Raw genomic sequence first — 18394 nt, 5'->3', positions numbered from 1 at the left:
CCCATGAAAAGACCAAGTACCAAATTTTCATTAATATGTTTGATGATCACAATATTTTACTGCCAAAATTTCTATACTCAAACCATTAGCAATAAAGCTAAATCTATAGACAGCCTTGTCGAGAAAAAGATGGGTGATGCTGGAATTGTTGGAATAGGAGCCGCCATTATCATAGACAAAAAAGTAGTCTGGACACACGGATATGGCTATGCTGACAAGGAAAACAAAATTCCATTCACGCCTTCAACTATTATGAATATTGCCTCCATAAGCAAAACCTTTACAGGGTTTTGTGTCATGAAAGCAGTTGAGGAAGGAAAGGTGGCATTAGATGAAGATATCAATAATTATCTGCCCTTCACAGTCATCAACCCTAATTTTCCAGATGAAAAAATCACATTGAGACATCTGGCAACGCATACTTCCGCACTGGCAGACCGATATCCCTTCTATACCGACAGCACTTATTTTTACAACGGGCAAAAACCTGAGCCACTAGGTGACTTCTTTAAAAACTACTTTGTAAAAGGTGGTAAACATTATTCAAAAGATAATTTCCTAAATGCAAAACCGGGAACCAATCGTGACTATTCTAATATAGGAGCAGGTTTGGCCGGATATATTGTTGAGCTAAGGACCGGCAAAAAACTTAGTGAATATAGCAAACAAAATATTTTTAACCCTTTAAAAATGGCTAAGTCCGGCTGGAGTTTAAATGACATCGATGTTAAAAACCATTCCAAACTTTATCAAAAGGAACACAACATTATAAAATCTGTTCCATTATATCAAGGCACAACTTACCCAGATGGTGGCGTTAGGACCTCGGTAAATGAACTATCTAAATTTTTTATCGCTCTCTTGAATAACGGGAGATACAACAACAAAAGGTTATTGAAAAAAGAACTAGCAGCAGAAATGATCCGGTTTCAGTTTACAGCATCTAAAAAACCTGACAATGTAAAACTGGATAAGTTAAATTCAGGGATCTTCTGGGCTACAAAAATGGGAGGCACAAGAATTGGACACAATGGCTCAGACCCAGGTGTAAGGACTTTTATGCTTTCTAATCTTGATAAGAAAACAGCCGTAATTGTATTTTTCAACACTTCATTAAATGAAGCTGATGAAGATAAATTCTTTGATATTTATGAAAAACTGCATAAATACGCATCTGAGATGAAAATCAAAAAATAAGGCGCATAAGTTATCGCCGTAAAGCCTTTATTATAATGATCAACATTCAAATGTTGATTATTATTTAAAAAGAAATAAAGCCAATTCATTATTTCCTTTTCTGGAATGTTCTAAGGTTATCAATCAATCTTCAAAGCTGTCAATTCGCCAGATCGTTATTCTGAATTTTTCTTCTGGTACTTTTAATTTCGTATTTAAGCTTTCCGAATTTGTAAGTAACATTAAACCCAAATGATTTGTAATAATCTTTCATATAATTATTCTGATAGAAATCAATTCCATTGGTTTCTGTTTTACCTGTACGCTTTCTAATATGGGAAGCACTGCCGCAGTAGTAAGAGAGGCAATGATAGCAGAAGAATTCTAATTTTAAGCTATTTATCATATATCTTTTCTCCTTCATTTTGTTCCCACAATTCATATCATTTTTACAAAAATGATGAGAAAGAACGGAGAAAAGATTTTTATCATTTATGTTTTTGCAACCTCTCCTTATTGGGAGGTTTTTGGTTTATAGTAAGCGTAGCGTTTGTTGAATATAGTTAAAAAAGGAGGTTAGATTAAAAGCTGCTAAGTATGTAGCCAACAATCCGTTGAGTTTATCTGAAAACTTCGAAATGTCAGATGAACAACAAGTTTACCTTAAGGAACTTGAATTAGTTGACTTAAGAGTAACAGGATTTAATTTAGCTATCGGATTTTTAGGACAAGTTCCTGTTGAATGCAGGATACAGCGCCTCCTTCAGCTTTTGCTGCAAGAGGTAAGAAAAAGAAAGAACTTTCTACCAATGTAAGCTTATTATTTTTTTAAGTTTATATATTGTTCCAGTCCCAAATATTATATTGAAGTTTGTCATTGATCTTAAAACCACAGATTTTCAGGGTTAACAAAATGTTCCCACGGTGGTGCGCTTCGTGTGAAATAAAGTAACCGAGAAGTGGAACTACTCCTCTTTTAAATCCTTTAATAGCCGCATCATCTTTTAGTCCGGCTTCCAAAGCCACCGCTACCCGCTCTGCCGAAATGATGTGACAATCTTTAAGCATTGAAGTTGTTTTGGGTTCTTTGGCTGTGATAGCTTTTAAATCCAAAACCAGCTTTTTATCGTATTTCTCCAGTTTCCATAAACGCACATTGTACATGTGCGCAAGCTGATGTCCGATTGTTCCGCCCCCACGCTTTGATGTGGTATAATCCAATGCTTCCTGGGTTAGTTCTTCAATAAGCATAAGATTGGTTCGATGGTTGATAAGCCATGTGTCAATGATTTGTTTTTCAAGCCTTGTCATATTTTTATTCGTAGTAAAATTAAAGAATACTTAAGTAAAACGGCAAACCAAGCAAAAAAAATAATCGAAAGTAAAGGAAAATTTGTGCTGAATTTATACCCTACTAATGTTCAACTTTCGATCAATGAAAAGAATTTCGAAACTCTAACGGGCTTTGTTCAGTTTTTGTTTTAAATAACTTACTGAAAGATTGAGGGTGTTCAAAACCCAGTTCATAAGCAATTTCACTTACTAATAAATTTGTAGTTGATAATCTGTCTTTTGCTCTTGCGATTATTTTTTCGTGAATGTATTGCTGTGTGTTTTGACCTGCTATCACGTGGAGCATATCACTTAAATACCGTTGGGAAACATTCAATTGTCCGGATATATATTGGACACTTGGTAGTCCATTGATAAGTGGGGTTTCTTTGTTAAAATAGTCTTCCAACAAATCATCCAACTGCGCTATTATTTCATTATTTATTATTTTGCGGGTGATAAATTGTCGGTTATAAAACCGATTGCTGTAATTCAGCAGCAAATCTATCTGGCTAACGAGCACATCCTGACTATATTGGTCAATATTATTACTGAGTTCTGACTCAATACTTCTAAATAAATCACCAATAACCCGCTGCTCTTTATCAGAGAGAAATAGCGCTTCTGAAGCCGAATAAGAGAAAAATCCATATTGATGAATACTATTTGCCAATGGATAATTTCTGATAAAATCGGTATGGAAATAAAGTGAATATCCTTCATACCCTCTTTCATCATCGGAAGAGGTAACTATTTGTTGTGGCTTCAGAAAAGCCAGACCTCCTCCTTGAAAATCATAATATCCCTGACCATATTTTATTTGGCCTTTAAAACTTGGCTTGAATGAGATCTTATAAAAATCAATAGCGATTTTTTGTTGCTTTCTCAAAGTATTCACTGCCATATTATCATAATTAACAATAGCTATAAGCGGATGCGATGGTACAGGCTGATGTAGATAAGACATCAACTCGGATATATTTTTGAAACGCTGCACTGTCGGATTTACTGGTTTCATTTGACCTGATAAATTTACGATTTATATTGTTGAATTCCTCTGATCACGTTAATTTTGTATGGCAGGACGAATAACAATGTCACCAATTTCTACATCGATAGGTTGTTCCATTGCATATATCACAGCGTTGGCTATTGCAACCGGATCTATCGCCAGTTTTTCCATATTTTCTTTAATGATCAATTTCATCTGGTCGTTCTTAATGCCATTTGCAAAATCTGTTTTTACGACACCAGGAGAAATGCCCGTGATACGGATCTCACCGTTCGACTCCTGACGAAAAGCTTCTCCAATGGTTCGGATGGCATTTTTTGTCCCCGCATACACTCCTTGCATGGGTACTATTTTTATTCCCGAAGTTGATATGATATTGATAATGTGCCCTCTTTTTTGCTGTTTAAATATAGGAATTGCAGCTGCCATACCATATAATACCCCTTTAAGGTTGATATCGATCATCTGATCCCAGCCGTCAATATCTAAATCATCAATTCTGCTCAATTGACTGACACCAGCATTGTTGATGATGACATCCACCCTACCAAAAGTATCGACTGCCTTTTGGACTAATATGATCAAATCCTTTGATTTTGTAACGTCCGTTGTGGAATATTCCACATCATTACCTGATTTTTTGATCTGTGCAGCCAACTCCTCTAGTTTGTCTTTTCTTCGCGCGCCCAATACCACTTTAGCTCCGTACTGAGAGAGTTTCAATGCAATACTAGCTCCTATTCCACTGCTTGCTCCTGTAATAACTACAACCTTTCCCTCAATTTTTTCTTTCGTTGTCTCCATATTTTATTTTTTTATATTGAAACACAAAATTCTCTTATTGTTTTTTGCCAGATGTAGTCGAAATGGAAAATATTGTAGTCTAATTGACAGCCAAACTTCTTTAACCATAACTTATTATTGTTTTATTTGGCTTGACCTCGTCTACTTGAAGCAACTGTTAGCTTAATGCAAAATACTAAACAAATAATGGGATTCTCTGTCTTCATAACCTTTCTAAACGATTTGAACGAGAGGTGAAGAGGGCTAATCGAGTCTGTTTTAGAATTACTTTATTTTATCATTGTTATCGACTTGTTTCTATTCGACGAAGCCCAATTGTCCAATGAAGAATCTACATGAGGACTATTATTTGATGGTATGGTAAGACGTTGTTATAAAAATTTTCCAAATTCTACTTTTGTATTTGCACATCCTTTTGTTAGAAACCCCGAAGCTCAATTTCTAAAAAACAATATCGAATTTAATAGTGGAAATTTCAGGCAATTTGTTCAAAAGAATGTTGGTCAATTCTTTTTTCATCATGAAAAATCATCTTCAAGTTTCCACCATTTTGGTATTGACAAATTCGTTATGGGAAATTTCAAAGTCTTGTCGCCTTTTGAATCGAAGGTTTCAATAAAAAATAATAAAGTATTTACAGAATTTCAAGATTATATAAAGTTATGTAATGAATACAGTGACGAAATTGTAAATGACTACATACAAGATCTTACTGAATATACGGGAGGTACCACGGATAGAAATAAGGATTACTATTCGAAACTTATTAGCTATTTAAAACGAGGTATCGTAATTCACCACGGTTCTCTTCCTTGAAAAATTAGAAGTATCCTTGAAAAATACATAAATGCAGGGTTGTGTAAAATTTGCTTTGCAACTTCAACCTTGGAACAAGGCGTAAACATGCCATCTGATCTTGTTTATCTAAATAAATTAGGTTCAAAACCTCTTTCGGTGAAAAACTTGATTGATAGAGGTGGCCGGTCAACGATGGAATATAAATTCGATTATGGTTTTGTGGTAGTTAAAAATGGAAAATAAGGTATCCGTATTGATATTTTCGGTTAAATATCTGCAGTATCTATGCTTTCGGGATTACTGTTTTGTGTGTATTGAGTGCGATTTTTCTTTTACAACAAAACCTCCCCAAGTAACCAAGTATTGCAATAAAGGAATAAGTGTTTTACCAAAATCAGTTAATGAATATTCTACTTTTAAAGGAGGTTTTACATTAAAAACTTCCTTTTTTATAATCCCGTCTTCTTCTAAACTTTTCAATTGAATTGAAAGCATTTTTTCGGTGATGTTTGGGATGAGTTTTTTTATTTCGTTAAATCTTTTTTTATCCTCTATTAAGTACCAAAGCACTACCGTTTTCCATTTTCCACCCACATAATGCATGGCAACGTCCATCTCACAATGGAATTTCAATTTATTAATTTCATTGGCTGAAGATGTTTTCCTATTCATTTCAAATTATTTTAACCTATCAAGTTTGACAGTTATTGATTGGGTTCAAATATAGAAATAGTTTTGCAACTATAATTTATATAGTTTAAAAAAATGAAAACAAAAAATTCAACGACTCGCACCAACTCTTTAAACCGTAATGACAGGAAAATCTTAATCATACTATCGCATCCGGACTTAGAGAATTCAATAGCCAATAAAACAATTATTGAACATATAAAAAAAACAATCCCAGAATCTCAGTTAGAGGTGCGTCATCTGGACTCGTTATATCCTGATTATAAAATTGATATAGAGGCAGAGCAAGCTGCTTTGCTTAAGGCTGATTTTTTAATTTTTCAACATCCTCTTTATTGGTATTATACACCCTCTATTTTAAAAAAGTATTTTGATGATGTGATGACTTGGGGATTCGCTTATGGTACAGGAGGAGATAAGCTTAAAGGCAAACATTTTTTACAAAGTATTACTTTGGGTGGTTCAAAAGAGTCTTTTACACCTCTTGGGTATAATCGTTTCAGTATAGAAGATATTTTAAAACCAATGCAGCAGTCGATTTATCATATACAAATGATTTATAATCAGCCTTTGTACTCTTATCGAAATGCTTATGTACCTGAAATATACAATTCCATGTCGGAAGTAAAAGAAAATGCTATGGCTCATGCAGAAAAACTAATTGAAAAAATTCAGGAGTTTTCTAAAGGGAATAAAGAAAAGGTGGGAACTTTTATTCACAAATGGTTTAGCCATTTTGACAGATTAGATGAAAACGGTTACTTTATTCAATACCTTCATAAAGATATAGAATTCACATTTCCCGGATACGGCAATATGAAAGGACACACCGAGTTTAATGCATGGTACTACGCAATAAAAGAAAAACTAGAAGTTCCAATTAAACACGAAGTTAAAAATGTAATAATCGAGGAAATTGAAAGGAATAGATTTGATATACGTTTTCAAGTGCATCTACAAGCCAAAGAAAAAGAAAGCCAAAAAGAAATTAATGTTATTGAAACAGAAAACTGGAAATTAATTTGGGATGAATCTAGCGATAGACCTATCATAGAAAAATATGTTGTAAGTGCTTAAAAATAAAAATTAAACATGTAATTTTTTACTTCTGCTCATCGAATTAATTTTCAAATAAACTGCAATAAAATAATTTAATGGTACATAATAATGGATAACTAATACACATGCTGGTAACAGCTCAATTTATAAAATAAAAATAAATTATGAATATAAAATATAAAGAATTAATTTTCTTTTTAATCGTTTTCGGTGCAGTCAATAGTTACGCACAACAGATAAAACTATCTTTCGAATTATCCAAAGACAAAAAAGCTATTTTTATAAAACTTCCTATGGAAAATCAAAAAGACAGTCTCCTTTTTTTTTTCGATACGGGAGCAGGCACTACTCTGTTAGATAAAAAAATAGCAGAAAAATATAATCTTAAAGCTAATTACCAAACAGAAGTGACCGGAGCTGGAGGGAAAAAACTTTACGATATAATGACCAATCAAAAAATATTTTTTGATAGAAATCAATTTATAGATAGTACAAATATTGTTTTAGATGACTTATCAAGGCTTAATACATCCTATGAGAAAAAGTTTGACGGAATCATTGGTGCTGCGATTTTAACAAATTATCTCACTAAAATTGATTTTGAAACACAGACCATGAATTTGTACAAGCCTGATGATCTTATAGATTATGATAGCTACGAAAAGATTCCTTTTGAGCTTTTCTCCGGCATTCCTAAAGTTCGAATTACCTTTGAACTGAAAAATAATGAAAAATTTTCAGGTGACGTACTATTTGATAGCGGTGCAAGGCTTACTCTTCTGGTAAATACACCTTATAAGGAGAAAAATGATTTGCTCAATAAGATTGGTAAAAAAGTATCGTACAGCAGTCGCAATCTGAGCAATAATACGAATTACAGTAAAGGACTTATTAAAAGTATTCAATTAGGTAATACTACAATTAAAAATAAAAATTTAGGGATTTCTTTATCTTCGGATAAACAGGGTGTCAGTTCTTTAGATAATCTTTTAGGGATCCTTGGAAGTGAGATCATTAATAGGTTTAATTTTATACTGGATTATAAGAATAAAAATCTTTATTTAAAGCCTAACGACCTTTTTAATAAAGACTTTGAACCATTAGCTAAAGCTCTCTCTTTCGAGTATACAGAAGATAGAAGCAATATTATAATATCAAATGTTATGGAAAATTCCGACGCTCATACAAAAGGACTGGAAAAAGGGCTGAAGATTGTATCTATTAATAATATTGTAAGTAAAGACATTTATACATACGACCAGTTGCTCCAGCGAAAAAACAGCGTAATACTGAAATATGTAGATCATGATAATCAAATTAGATCAGTAAAAATTAAACTGAAAAATTAATATAAATATTATACTTTAAAATATTAGTAAATGCAGATAAGGTTGGGTTTGACTGTTAACAATTAAACCCAATTTTTATAAATACTAAAAATAGTTCTAATTTCATAATTAGCTATACGCTTGCCGTATGATCAAAATTGGAAATGGTCCTTACATCGGTTATGTAGTAGATGCGTCAAAGGATCTGGCGGATCGTGAAATTAAAATCAATTGTCCTTAAACTTTTTGATATTAAAATCTTCTTGATTTAAGAATATAGCTCTATAATTGATGAACTCTTGTGTTAATAAAATTTTGATATCAATTTTAAAATATTTATATGCTATATAGGCTTTAGGCGATTATTATTAATTTTTAAAATTATACTACATATGACAAGAACTAGAAGAAATTATTTGTTAAAAATGAGTTTTTGTAATTCTTGTTTAATTTGACTCAATCGAACCAAATCATCGATAAAAGTGTTTGAAGATACGCTCGTTAAGGTCACACACAGCCAAATGGCTCCATTTTAATCTAAATGGAGCTGTTTTTTTGTTTTTTTATGTCAGAGTAAACCAGAATAATGTTTTATAAAGCTCTCATAAAATCTATTCAAACATTCATTCTTTACGCAAAAGTTAATTTTTTTTACATCATTCCTAAAATGCCTCTTTTAGGTACATTATTTTTATTGATGATTTCAACCTCGCTATAAAAAGTTCTTTCCATTGATGTTAACGCTGCCCAAGCTGTGAAAAATTTTTCCTTTTATCTCTTTAAAATCTTGCGCAATTCTAAAAAATGAGATATTTAACATGATAAAACCTGAGTATAAAAATCTAAATTTCTTTTTGATTGTCTACAATTGCTGTGATGTGGCGCAAGTCCTAATACTCTGTTTTCCTTTTTTGTTGATTGTTTAATTTTGATATCACAATTTATAACGATAAAAGTGCTTGACATGTAACCAGTTTAATAAATCACATTTTATAATTTTTCTATTAATTATGAAACTTAATTAAAAATTGAATTCACCGACTCATTTTGCCCATTCACCGAAAAAGTCATCATTTTTTTAAGATTCATTCTGAACTTTACATCAGAAAAAGAGCAATACCGCTCTTACTTAAATCTTAAAATTATGAAAACAAACATCGGACTTACAGAACAAAACACAGAAGCTGTTGCAGAACAATTGTCAAAATTATTAGCTGACGAAACTGTACTTTACATCAAAACAAGAAACGCTCACTGGAACGTGACTGGCGACAATTTCCACGCAAACCATATTTTCTTCGAAGAACAGTACAAACAGTTGGACGAGTTGATTGACAGCGTTGCAGAACGTCTAAGAAAAATCGGACATTATGCACCTGCCACAATGAAGATCTATCTTGAATTGACGCACCTTACCGAATACAGCGACAGAGCCAATGACGGATTAGGCTTTATGAAAGATTTACTAAAAGACCACGAAAGCATCATCGATTTTCTTAGAGGAAATGTTACACCTTTCGCTGAAAAATACAAAGATTACGGTTCCAGCGACTTCATCACAAGCCTGATAGAAACGCACGAAGAAATGGCTTGGATGATTCGTTCTTACTTCAGAAATTAAAGAAAATAAGGAAAGGAATAATTATATTTGTGTCAACCATAATAAACTATCCCTATGAAAGCCTTAATTGTTGATGATAATGATATCGCAAGAACCACGCTCGCACACTTGGCAAAACAAGTCCCGAATTTGACGATTGTCAATGAATATTCCAACGCGATTGAAGCTTACAATCATTTGCAGAACAATCAGGTAGATTTGATATTTCTCGATATCGAAATGCCGGAAATGACCGGAATCGAACTCACCAAAAACCTTGCAGGGAAAGATGTCATCATCATTTTTACGTCTTCAAATAAGGATTACGCACTCGAAGCTTTCGAACTGAATATCGCAGATTACATCCTGAAACCCGTAATGCCTGCAAGATTTTTACAGGCGGTAAGCAAAGCGCAATCGATTTTGGAAAGCAGAAAAGAAGATGTTGAAGTGACCAAAGATGAGTTCCTTTTCGTAAGAGATTCCAATATCACAAGGCGTTTGAAGCTCGACGATATTTTTTATGCGGAGGCAATGGGCGATTACGTGAAGTTTTACACAAGGGAAAAAATGTTTGCCATCCATGGCAAGATGAAAACAGCGGAAGAACGTCTCCCAAAAGACCATTTCATCAGAGTTCATCGCTCATACATCGTTTCGGTTGGCAAGATAGACACACTTCAGGACGGCGGAATTATGATAAACGGAAAATTTATTCCCGTCGCTGACGCTTACAGAAAGGCTCTCAACACGAGAATGAATGTCTTTTAGAATTTTTATTTGACTACGTCGAACCACTTTGTTAGGTTTGGGCAGCTTTATCCGCCTTCCGCTCCCAATCTTTTTTGCACAAGATTTCAGTTTAAATAGAACTTAAGAACAAGCAAAAAAGGATTTCCGCTCAAGTCGGGCTGCGACAATTCAACGTTCCAATTCGACTGTAAAAATTCCCCTCCTCTGGAAATCGAGGAACGAGATTCGCCGAATCAATTAAATAAATAAAAAATATTGAGACACTGATGGCGAAAATTCAAAGGATTTTTTACGGGGTGGCTTTACAATTCTAAAGTGGTTTTCAACAATTCCAAATAAGTACAAGCGCTTATGAAAAAAATATCCTCAGTAATGGGAAACAGACGGTTCAGCTATTTCATCATCCTCACATTTATTGCGGGTTCTCTCCTATTGATAGCAGTTCAAATCAACTCAGCTAAAAATACCAAAGAACTCATTAAAAATAACAACCGACTTCTCAACGAATTACGTTCCAGCAATCATTTGCGTGAAATCGACCGTGATATTCTCGGCGTGGAAAGCAGAATCAGAGCTTCTATTGCGACCAATGACACCACTCATCTTGAAGGAATCGACCAGAAAATTAATCAGATAGAAAACTTTCTGGATTCACTTTCCAAAGACAATTCAGATGACATAGAAGAAAAGCTGATTCACAGATTGAGCGTTCTTGCGATGGAAAAGAAAACAACGAAGGATAAATTACTGTTCCGTTATCACACCCTTGGAAATATGGACGACAACACTTCCATTGCCAACCCGAGAGCTAGAAAAATTTCGAACGAAATCACTTCTATCACTGCAAAAATTTACGAAAGCCGAAAACTTCATATGGTTGACCTCAGCAAAGAGACTGAAGCGATGGGACAAAAAGCAAGGTTATATGATATTTCCTTATTGATTCTTTTGATTTTAAGCGGTTCAATCGTTGGTTATCACATTCTTCGTCAGTTCAAACGTCAGCGATTGTTGATTCAGGAATTGGATGTTGCGGAGAGAAAAGCTTCTGTTGCCGCGCAAACCAAAGAAAATTTCCTAGCCAATATGAGCCACGAAATCAGAACTCCTTTGAGCGGAATTCTCGGCTTTACAAACCTTTTACAAAAAAGACCTTTGGATGAAACCTCTAAAGAATTTGTCTCGTCAATTCAGCGTTCAGGAGAGAATCTGATGGCAATTGTTAATGATATTCTCGATTTATCGAAAATCGAAGCCGGTATGATGCGTATTACCAAAAGTATGTTCAGCATCAGTGGATTAGCGAATTCTATTGAAACATTTTTTATGGAACGCGCCAAAGAAAAAGGATTGACGATTTCCAGCAAAATCGACACTTCAATTCCTGATACTTTGAATGGCGACGCCACGAGACTGACTCAGATTCTGGTCAACCTCATCGGAAATGCCATCAAATTTACGCATCAGGGAACTATCAATATCGAAATTTACAATAAACAACAGACCGAAAACGAAGTCATTGTTGGCTTTAAAGTTTCTGATACGGGAATCGGAATTGATAAAGAAAAACTCATTGAAATCTTTGAAAGATTCAATCAGGGCGAAGATTCAACGACACGAAATTACGGAGGAACCGGACTTGGTTTATCGATTGTGAAAAGCCTGATTCAGTTGCAGAATGGTGATATCGAAGTGATAAGCGAGCAGGGAAAAGGTACCACTTTCCATTTTTATATTCCTTACACAATTGAGAAAGAACAGCTTAATGTAATTCCTAAAATTGATATAGATTATTTTAAAGATAAAACAAATACGCCTTTGAGAGTGCTAATCGTGGATGATAACGCTATCAATCAAAATCTGATGAAGCATCTTCTCTCACAATGGAACGTCGATTTTGAAACTGCAAACAATGGTCTGGAAGCAGTAGAATTTCTCAGAAACAACGACTGTGATTTGGTTTTAATGGACATCCAAATGCCACAAATGGACGGTTACGTGGCCACACAAACAATCCGTGAGGAACTTAAACTGAACACGCCAATCATCGCAATGACCGCACACGCTTTGGCGGGCGAACGCGAAAGATGTATGAGCCGTGGAATGAACGAATACATTTCAAAACCTATCATAGAGGAAGAATTATTCAAACTAATTTCCAATTTCGGATTGAAAGAAAACGAAAAAACCGAAACAGAAGCTGAAGAAACAGCTTCTAATTACGAGTTCATCGACCTTACTTATTTGAAGTCTATCAGCAATGGCGACAAAAATTTTGAAAGAACCGTGACGCAGCAGTTTTTAGATAATGTCCCGACTCATTTGCAGGAACTGAAACTGGCTTATGAAAACAAAGATTTCGAATTACTAAAATTGAAAGCACACGATTTGAAATCGAGTGTGGCAATAATGGGTTTGCTTCATTTATTAGAGGAAAAATTAGATATTTTAGAACTAACAACCGAAGAAAATCCGGCATCAGAAAAAGCTTTGGAAGAAGTAGAAGATGTTTTGCTGAAATCTTTCTTTGAAACTAAATTATTTATGCAAGCCATCGATAATTAAATTAATTAAAAACCAATCTCATTATGGAAACTCAAGGCGCATCTGTGGTTATCACGCATCACGTTTTGAACGGAAAACAAATCGAATTACGAAAAATGGCTCGATGAAATCCTGCCCGTTTCCAAAAGTGCCAAAGGTTTTATCGACTGGCAAATCGTTCGTCCGATTCCGAATCTGACTTTTGTTTACACCGTGATTATCCGATTTGATACCATTGAAAATCTCCGAAATTGGATGGAATCTGATACCAGAAAAACATTGATTGATAAAGCACATCCATTATTCACAAAAGAAGATAATTACGAAATCAAATCCGGGTTGGATTTTTTGTTCTATGGCGAAGAAACAGACACCAAAGTTCCGGTTCAATGGAAACAATATCTGGCAACTTGGTCTGCCATTTTTCCTTTGTCATTAATGATGCAATTGTTGTTATTGCCCTCTTTAAGATTAATGAATATTCCTGCCAATCGTTATTTTGATACGTTAGTGAGTACCGGCTGTCTGGTTTTTCTGGTGATTTACGTGGTGATGCCAAATTATACGAAGCTAATTAGGAAATGGCTTTATAAGTAATTGAATATTCATCTAAATCTATTTAAAATCATTGGAATTTTCCAGTGATTTTTTTGTGCCATTTTTTGTCATTCTGAAAGAATCTAAAATGCCTAGATTCCTACCGGAATGACAAACTGTGTGTTTTGTTTTCGGCAAGTCAAGATTGTTTTGCAGTTTGTTTCCCACAACTTATTTGAATAAAACAACTTTTTCTTTTGTAAAATAATCTTCTGAATATGACAATCTTATTTTCTCATTCAACGACAGTTTCCGCCTATTCATCGAACGCCAATTGATTTTGAAATTTGTTGAATGTAGCTTTACACCATCAAATAAATCAAATACTTAATTTAAACACTTAAAATTAAAACATTATGGAAATTATTCAAACACCAGAAAATGCATTGTCTCACTCTACCGTTACAGCGATTATCAATGCCCCAATCGAAAAAGTTAACATCGCAGATTGGTTATTAAATCTTCCCGATGCAGAATATCAAAGATGCTCTACGCAACACATCGGAGCAGCCATTTCTACCACGTATGATGGCGAACCGGTTTCTTTAAACGTCGAAACAATCGGAGATGCTTTGATGGTTCAGCATTATGTAGCGGTAGAGCACCGTCCTGATTACTGCAGAATGTTATCCATCTCAGATTCAATTACCAAAGGTGGCCGTACAAAAGTTCAGGTTTTATGGGAACTGAAAGCCACTAAAATTGATGATAACACGACCTTGTACACCAACGAAATTCACGCAACAGCCACTCCCGAAATGTTTGAATATTTAAAAGAACACAACTTGAATCTTGCTGATGCCGCAGCTTCCAGACAAGCCGCTTCCGACGCCCACAACCACGAAGAAACGCCCAACTTTGCAAAAAGCATCGAAAACAAAGCGTTGACCGGAAAATACAATCAACCTTTCTAATTCAAAAACATAATGGGCGTATTTCGGTACGCTCATTTCATTTTAAAATTATGGAAACACTTTTTGAAAAACTATTAGGAACCTGGACTTTGGTAGAACTCATCGAAGTTCCTGTCAACGGCGGAGAAATCACGCATCCGATGGGCGAAAATCCTAAAGGACTTATTATTTACAATCCTGAAGGTTTTATGTCGGCACAAATTATGGATACGCATCGGGAAAACTTTCATCAGGAACATTGGACCAATGCCACGCCGGAAGAATATATACAAGAAGGATCGATCTATCTTGCGTATTCAGGACCGTTCAAAACGGACGATGAAAAACAGTTGGTGAGCCACACGATGTACATCTCACTTTTTCCTAACTGGACAGGGCAAACGCAGAATAGAAATGTTATCTTTAAAGATGGTTTTCTGCATCTTGAAAGCGAGAAAGCGTTCACCAACAATTCCCGGTTGGTTACTCATCAACTGACCTGGAAGAGAGTTTGAAATGAATGTGATACTAAAATTTAAAAAAATGAAAGCAATCGTTATTACAAAACCTGGAGGTCCTGATGTATTGGAATTACAGGATTACTCTACTCCCGAAATTTCCGGAGACGAAGTCTTAATCGAAGTGAAGGCAGCCGGACTCAACCGTTCCGATGTTTTTCAGCGTGAAAGAAATTATCCTGCACCGGAAGGAGCTTCCGCCGAAATTCCAGGAGGCAACGATATACTTGAATGTACCAAGTTTCGTCTTTTTATAAAATCTATTAACTAGATACAAATTAAATATTCTTCTTAAAATCTTTATGAAAACAGAGAAACCAATTGAAGTCAAACGATTCCAACTTCGATTGTTTCAAATATTTAAATCATTTTGCAAAGAAATCATAACTATAAAAAGTTAAATTCTAAATTTGGAATTGCTTAAATCTTTTTTAATTTGGCTCAAACGAATTAAATCATCGACAAAAGAGTTTGAATAGACGCTCGTCAAGATCACATGACAGGATTATTAATTTCTAAAATTCTTTCCAAATCTTCCACCAAATGTTTCGATATTTCTTCGGTTATGGGTACAAGACAGAAACAGCCAAATAAACACTTACTATTCCAATAGTAATTTCTACAAGTTTTGAAAACTAAATTGCATTCAACAAAAGTCTAATAGAATTTGTTTGATAAATTGGAGGGATATAATTCATTTTTAATTTGACTTAATCGAAACAAATCATCGATAAAAGTGTTTGAAGATACGCTCGTCTTGGTCACTAATTTAATAAAAAGAGAACTTTTATATTATTGAAAATAAGATAATTACATTTTCTCTTTTTTATTTTTGCGCCCAAAATTGTGCCCGAATTTTAGAAATGTTCTTTTTTTAATCCGCTTAAACTTTGGATTTTTAGCATGATTATCCCCGTTCTGATCAAAGCCTTCGTAATATACGAGCATCAGAGCACCATTTTCATCATAAGCTCTTGCTGTTGTTACAGCTCTTAAAACTTCTAACGGAAGGCAAAAACCATTAATCACAATTTCAGTTGTGTCTTTTGGCAACAGATTTGTTTAGCTGATATCCATTTTCATTAAAAAATACAGAATCCAACTTCAAACCTTCAACATCCGGAAATTTAATATTAAAATATCTTTTATCGTTCCTGCTCCGGATCATCAACTTCAAATTCTCGAAAGTCTTCCGGTTCCTTAAGCTTATCAACTACAATCCGGTTCATTGTTGCAACATTGCCATCAAATGAAAGATCATAATTCCTCCAGTTTTTAATAGTATTCACCAGGTCTCGAATGTCATATCCGGAACTGATATATATTTAAATAACTTTCGGCCAGAATCATCCTTTCAGTAGCTACATCTACCTGTTCCATACTGCCAAACAGCTCCATAGCCAAAGAATAGTCATGATATGCAGTAGCCTGGGAAACTTTATAGTCCCTTTCAATAATTTTGATTGCCTGGCCTCTTGAATACTTATTCTCGTACCTAAGTGCCCAGATGTATTTTAACCTGTTTTTTTCTTTCCTCTTCTGCTGGAGAAAGATCCACAGATGTTTCATCTATATACCATGCTTTTATCTTCTGAAAGGTATTGTCCTTAGAGTATTTAACGATATCCATGAAACGAAAATATCTTCATTAAAAAGCTGGTGAAAGGACATTTTTTATATCTTTGGAGTGGAAAGTTTTTTGAATGTCCTACCTTTCCCAAATTCAAAAATTAGGATAAAAAAAGGGTCAGCAGATGTTGACCCTTTATTAGTAATAGCAGTTAAAGTGTAATTTTGTAAACCAGCTATAATATAGATTATTACAATACTTAATGGAAATGTAATATTTAAATAAAAATTAAAATATAAAATGTAATATTAAGATATTTCAAAATTTTGAGTATTTATGATTATTGTTTATATGCTTTTACAATGCCACTTAATTTCATACTATTTTCATCAATTCCAACCTCAATACCATTATTATACCTTATTTTAATCATTGTTCCCATATTACTTTCATTTATTGAAACAATTCTTCCTACACCGTGAGTTTGGTCAAATATCAAATCACCAGGGTTCCATTCATTATTATCTATAAGAACTGGCCCAGTAGCACCAGTACCAAATCTTGGCGGAGGTAATAATGTGTGGCCAGAAATAGCTGGTTGAGATTGATTTTGTTTACGAACTAAATCCAAAATTTCTTCTAATATATTTCTTTCTGACCGTTCAGGAATAGTTGCAGTGGTTGTCGTTGAATCTTGGCTTTCCAATATTTCCCTTATTTTTTCTTCTAAATCTGGAAAAAATGCATCAAAAGATTTTTTAAGAATTTTATCTTCTATTATTTTATCTTCAGAGAATTTATTTATTGCTTGAATTAATTGAAAAAAACTTGATTTTGTAAATTCAGTTAATTGTATACCAGATAAAGGGCCTGTAATTTGAGATTTTTTTACACCAAACAATATAGGGCAGACGCGTGATTTATCCAGACTGCTTGAAAGAGCGCCCGCTTCAAAAAGTATCCATGGTTTCTCTGTATTATTTTGAGTTAAACAAATCAAACCTAAAGAACACTCAGATAATTTTTGATTTATTACACCATCTCATCTTTGCCCAGGTTCAATATCTGAAGGTGTATAAAATGGATTTGCTGATTGAATTACTAATGGCAGCCAATTTTTCAATTCTTCTGCAATTTGTTTGCTGGTGTCTCCTGACCAGCTAATAAAAATGTTCATTGTTATTAATTTTTTGCGACTAATTTACAATTTGTTTAATAGAAAACTATCGGAATTTCAAACATTTAAACTGAATTTTGCAGATTCACCGCTTAGAAGCACCCTTGTTTCTGAAATGTTATTTTCATAAATATGGACATTTCCCAAGAATAAAGTAATACTTTTAACAGGTAAATCAATTTGTTTGCTAATAAGATATAAATGATAAATATCGCTTGGAAGCCCTAAACTTGCATCAGAACTTCTTTGATATGCTGAGATTACTAATTTTCCCTTTTCTACTTGAAATTGTATAAGAGATAAACATGGCAGCTGGTTGCTTTCTGTATTGTTTGATCCTAAAAACAAAACATAATTTTTTGAATTTCGTTTTTCCTTATTAATTTTTTTAATTAACGGAGGTAACTGCTCAAAATAGGTTGGGTAACTATTAACTAAGGTAGGACCACAATAATCCCACCACTAAATTCCTTTACTACGGTATTCATCTGTTAATCTTTCTCCGGACATAAACAGCTGCAGTTCATCTTTGAGCTCTTTTTA

22 protein-coding genes and 1 pseudogene are annotated in these 18394 nt (G+C 34.0%); 12 read left to right on the top strand and 11 right to left on the bottom strand.

Translation table 11 applies throughout. The annotated features are described in order from the left end of the window. The first annotated feature begins 42 nt into the window (after window positions 1-42). The gene (locus ATE47_RS03540) at window positions 43-1197 is read left to right on the top strand and encodes a serine hydrolase domain-containing protein (RefSeq protein WP_082632472.1); all 1155 of its coding nucleotides are present in this window, start codon (window positions 43-45) and stop codon (window positions 1195-1197) included. A gap of 139 nt (window positions 1198-1336) precedes the next feature. Here the strand turns inward: ATE47_RS03540 and ATE47_RS03535 are convergent, their stop codons facing one another. Then, a complete protein-coding gene (locus ATE47_RS03535; protein ID WP_185097123.1) occupies window positions 1337-1582 on the bottom strand; it encodes a hypothetical protein in 246 nt (81 codons plus the stop codon). 232 nt (window positions 1583-1814) lie between these two features. Here ATE47_RS03535 and ATE47_RS19150 point away from each other — a divergent pair, with 232 nt between their 5' ends. After that, window positions 1815-1991, top strand: a complete 177-nt coding sequence (locus ATE47_RS19150; RefSeq protein WP_185097122.1) for a hypothetical protein — start codon at window positions 1815-1817, stop codon at window positions 1989-1991. Between the two features lie 19 nt (window positions 1992-2010). Here ATE47_RS19150 and ATE47_RS03530 read toward each other — a convergent pair whose 3' ends face one another. From ATE47_RS03530 to ATE47_RS03520, 3 genes are all read right to left on the bottom strand, one after another. Further along, the gene (locus ATE47_RS03530; RefSeq protein ID WP_062160661.1) at window positions 2011-2487 is read right to left on the bottom strand and encodes a DinB family protein; all 477 of its coding nucleotides are present in this window, start codon (window positions 2485-2487) and stop codon (window positions 2011-2013) included. Between the two features lie 121 nt (window positions 2488-2608). After that, complete coding sequence (locus tag ATE47_RS03525) at window positions 2609-3526, bottom strand: helix-turn-helix domain-containing protein (protein ID WP_062160660.1); 918 nt, start codon at window positions 3524-3526, stop codon at window positions 2609-2611. Between the two features lie 48 nt (window positions 3527-3574). Then, a complete protein-coding gene (locus ATE47_RS03520; protein WP_062160659.1) occupies window positions 3575-4324 on the bottom strand; it encodes an SDR family oxidoreductase in 750 nt (249 codons plus the stop codon). A 357-nt stretch (window positions 4325-4681) separates the two neighbouring features. On the opposite strand from ATE47_RS03520, the gene ATE47_RS03515 reads away from it, so the two are divergent. Next, on the top strand, window positions 4682-5140 hold the full coding sequence (locus tag ATE47_RS03515; RefSeq protein ID WP_062160658.1) for a hypothetical protein: 459 nt from the start codon (window positions 4682-4684) through the stop codon (window positions 5138-5140). 279 nt (window positions 5141-5419) lie between these two features. Here the strand turns inward: ATE47_RS03515 and ATE47_RS03510 are convergent, their stop codons facing one another. Further along, window positions 5420-5794 carry a winged helix-turn-helix transcriptional regulator gene (locus tag ATE47_RS03510; protein WP_082632469.1) on the bottom strand — a complete coding sequence of 125 codons (375 nt, stop codon included), beginning with the start codon at window positions 5792-5794 and terminating at the stop codon, window positions 5420-5422. Window positions 5795-5887: 93 nt separating this feature from the next. On the opposite strand from ATE47_RS03510, the gene ATE47_RS03505 reads away from it, so the two are divergent. From ATE47_RS03505 to ATE47_RS03465, 9 genes are all read left to right on the top strand, one after another. Next, on the top strand, window positions 5888-6889 hold the full coding sequence (locus tag ATE47_RS03505) for an NAD(P)H-dependent oxidoreductase (RefSeq protein WP_062160657.1): 1002 nt from the start codon (window positions 5888-5890) through the stop codon (window positions 6887-6889). Window positions 6890-7035: 146 nt separating this feature from the next. Continuing rightward, window positions 7036-8220 (top strand): aspartyl protease family protein, encoded by a 1185-nt coding sequence (locus tag ATE47_RS03500; protein ID WP_062160656.1) that lies wholly within the window; start codon window positions 7036-7038, stop codon window positions 8218-8220. A 1123-nt stretch (window positions 8221-9343) separates the two neighbouring features. Next, the gene (locus ATE47_RS03495) at window positions 9344-9820 is read left to right on the top strand and encodes a Dps family protein (RefSeq protein WP_062160655.1); all 477 of its coding nucleotides are present in this window, start codon (window positions 9344-9346) and stop codon (window positions 9818-9820) included. A 54-nt stretch (window positions 9821-9874) separates the two neighbouring features. After that, entirely contained in the window at window positions 9875-10570 is a 696-nt protein-coding gene (locus tag ATE47_RS03490) for a LytR/AlgR family response regulator transcription factor (RefSeq protein ID WP_062160654.1), read from the top strand. 333 nt (window positions 10571-10903) lie between these two features. Continuing rightward, window positions 10904-13117, top strand: a complete 2214-nt coding sequence (locus tag ATE47_RS03485) for a hybrid sensor histidine kinase/response regulator (RefSeq protein WP_062160653.1) — start codon at window positions 10904-10906, stop codon at window positions 13115-13117. 234 nt (window positions 13118-13351) lie between these two features. Then, window positions 13352-13693 carry a hypothetical protein gene (locus tag ATE47_RS19350; RefSeq protein WP_228376316.1) on the top strand — a complete coding sequence of 114 codons (342 nt, stop codon included), beginning with the start codon at window positions 13352-13354 and terminating at the stop codon, window positions 13691-13693. 356 nt (window positions 13694-14049) lie between these two features. Then, window positions 14050-14607 (top strand): hypothetical protein, encoded by a 558-nt coding sequence (locus ATE47_RS03475; protein WP_062160652.1) that lies wholly within the window; start codon window positions 14050-14052, stop codon window positions 14605-14607. 50 nt (window positions 14608-14657) lie between these two features. Further along, window positions 14658-15101, top strand: a complete 444-nt coding sequence (locus ATE47_RS03470; protein WP_062160651.1) for a lipocalin-like domain-containing protein — start codon at window positions 14658-14660, stop codon at window positions 15099-15101. 28 nt (window positions 15102-15129) lie between these two features. Beyond that, window positions 15130-15375: a hypothetical protein gene (locus tag ATE47_RS03465; RefSeq protein WP_150114771.1), complete on the top strand. Its 246-nt coding sequence runs from the start codon at window positions 15130-15132 to the stop codon at window positions 15373-15375. Window positions 15376-15914: 539 nt separating this feature from the next. On the opposite strand, the gene ATE47_RS03460 is transcribed toward ATE47_RS03465, so the two are convergent. The 6 genes and pseudogenes from ATE47_RS03460 to ATE47_RS19345 form a co-directional block, all read right to left on the bottom strand. Then, window positions 15915-16157, bottom strand: a complete 243-nt coding sequence (locus ATE47_RS03460) for a hypothetical protein (RefSeq protein ID WP_062160649.1) — start codon at window positions 16155-16157, stop codon at window positions 15915-15917. Between the two features lie 92 nt (window positions 16158-16249). Beyond that, complete coding sequence (locus ATE47_RS19145) at window positions 16250-16393, bottom strand: hypothetical protein (protein WP_185097121.1); 144 nt, start codon at window positions 16391-16393, stop codon at window positions 16250-16252. Between the two features lie 13 nt (window positions 16394-16406). Continuing rightward, the gene (locus tag ATE47_RS03455; RefSeq protein ID WP_062160648.1) at window positions 16407-16673 is read right to left on the bottom strand and encodes a hypothetical protein; all 267 of its coding nucleotides are present in this window, start codon (window positions 16671-16673) and stop codon (window positions 16407-16409) included. 341 nt (window positions 16674-17014) lie between these two features. Beyond that, window positions 17015-17674: a hypothetical protein gene (locus ATE47_RS03450; protein WP_062160647.1), complete on the bottom strand. Its 660-nt coding sequence runs from the start codon at window positions 17672-17674 to the stop codon at window positions 17015-17017. Window positions 17675-17716: 42 nt separating this feature from the next. After that, on the bottom strand, window positions 17717-17851 hold the full coding sequence (locus ATE47_RS19435; protein WP_257721520.1) for a hypothetical protein: 135 nt from the start codon (window positions 17849-17851) through the stop codon (window positions 17717-17719). A gap of 57 nt (window positions 17852-17908) precedes the next feature. Further along, window positions 17909-18256 (bottom strand): annotated as a pseudogene (locus tag ATE47_RS19345) (thymidylate synthase); the annotation flags it as partial. Window positions 18257-18394 lie beyond the last annotated feature (138 nt).

The organism is Chryseobacterium sp. IHB B 17019, assembly GCF_001456155.1.
In the GTDB taxonomy this organism is placed as follows: Bacteria; Bacteroidota; Bacteroidia; order Flavobacteriales; family Weeksellaceae; genus Chryseobacterium.
The sequence above is the reverse complement of the archived record's forward strand: the minus strand, read 5'-3'. Positions and strand labels throughout refer to the sequence as shown.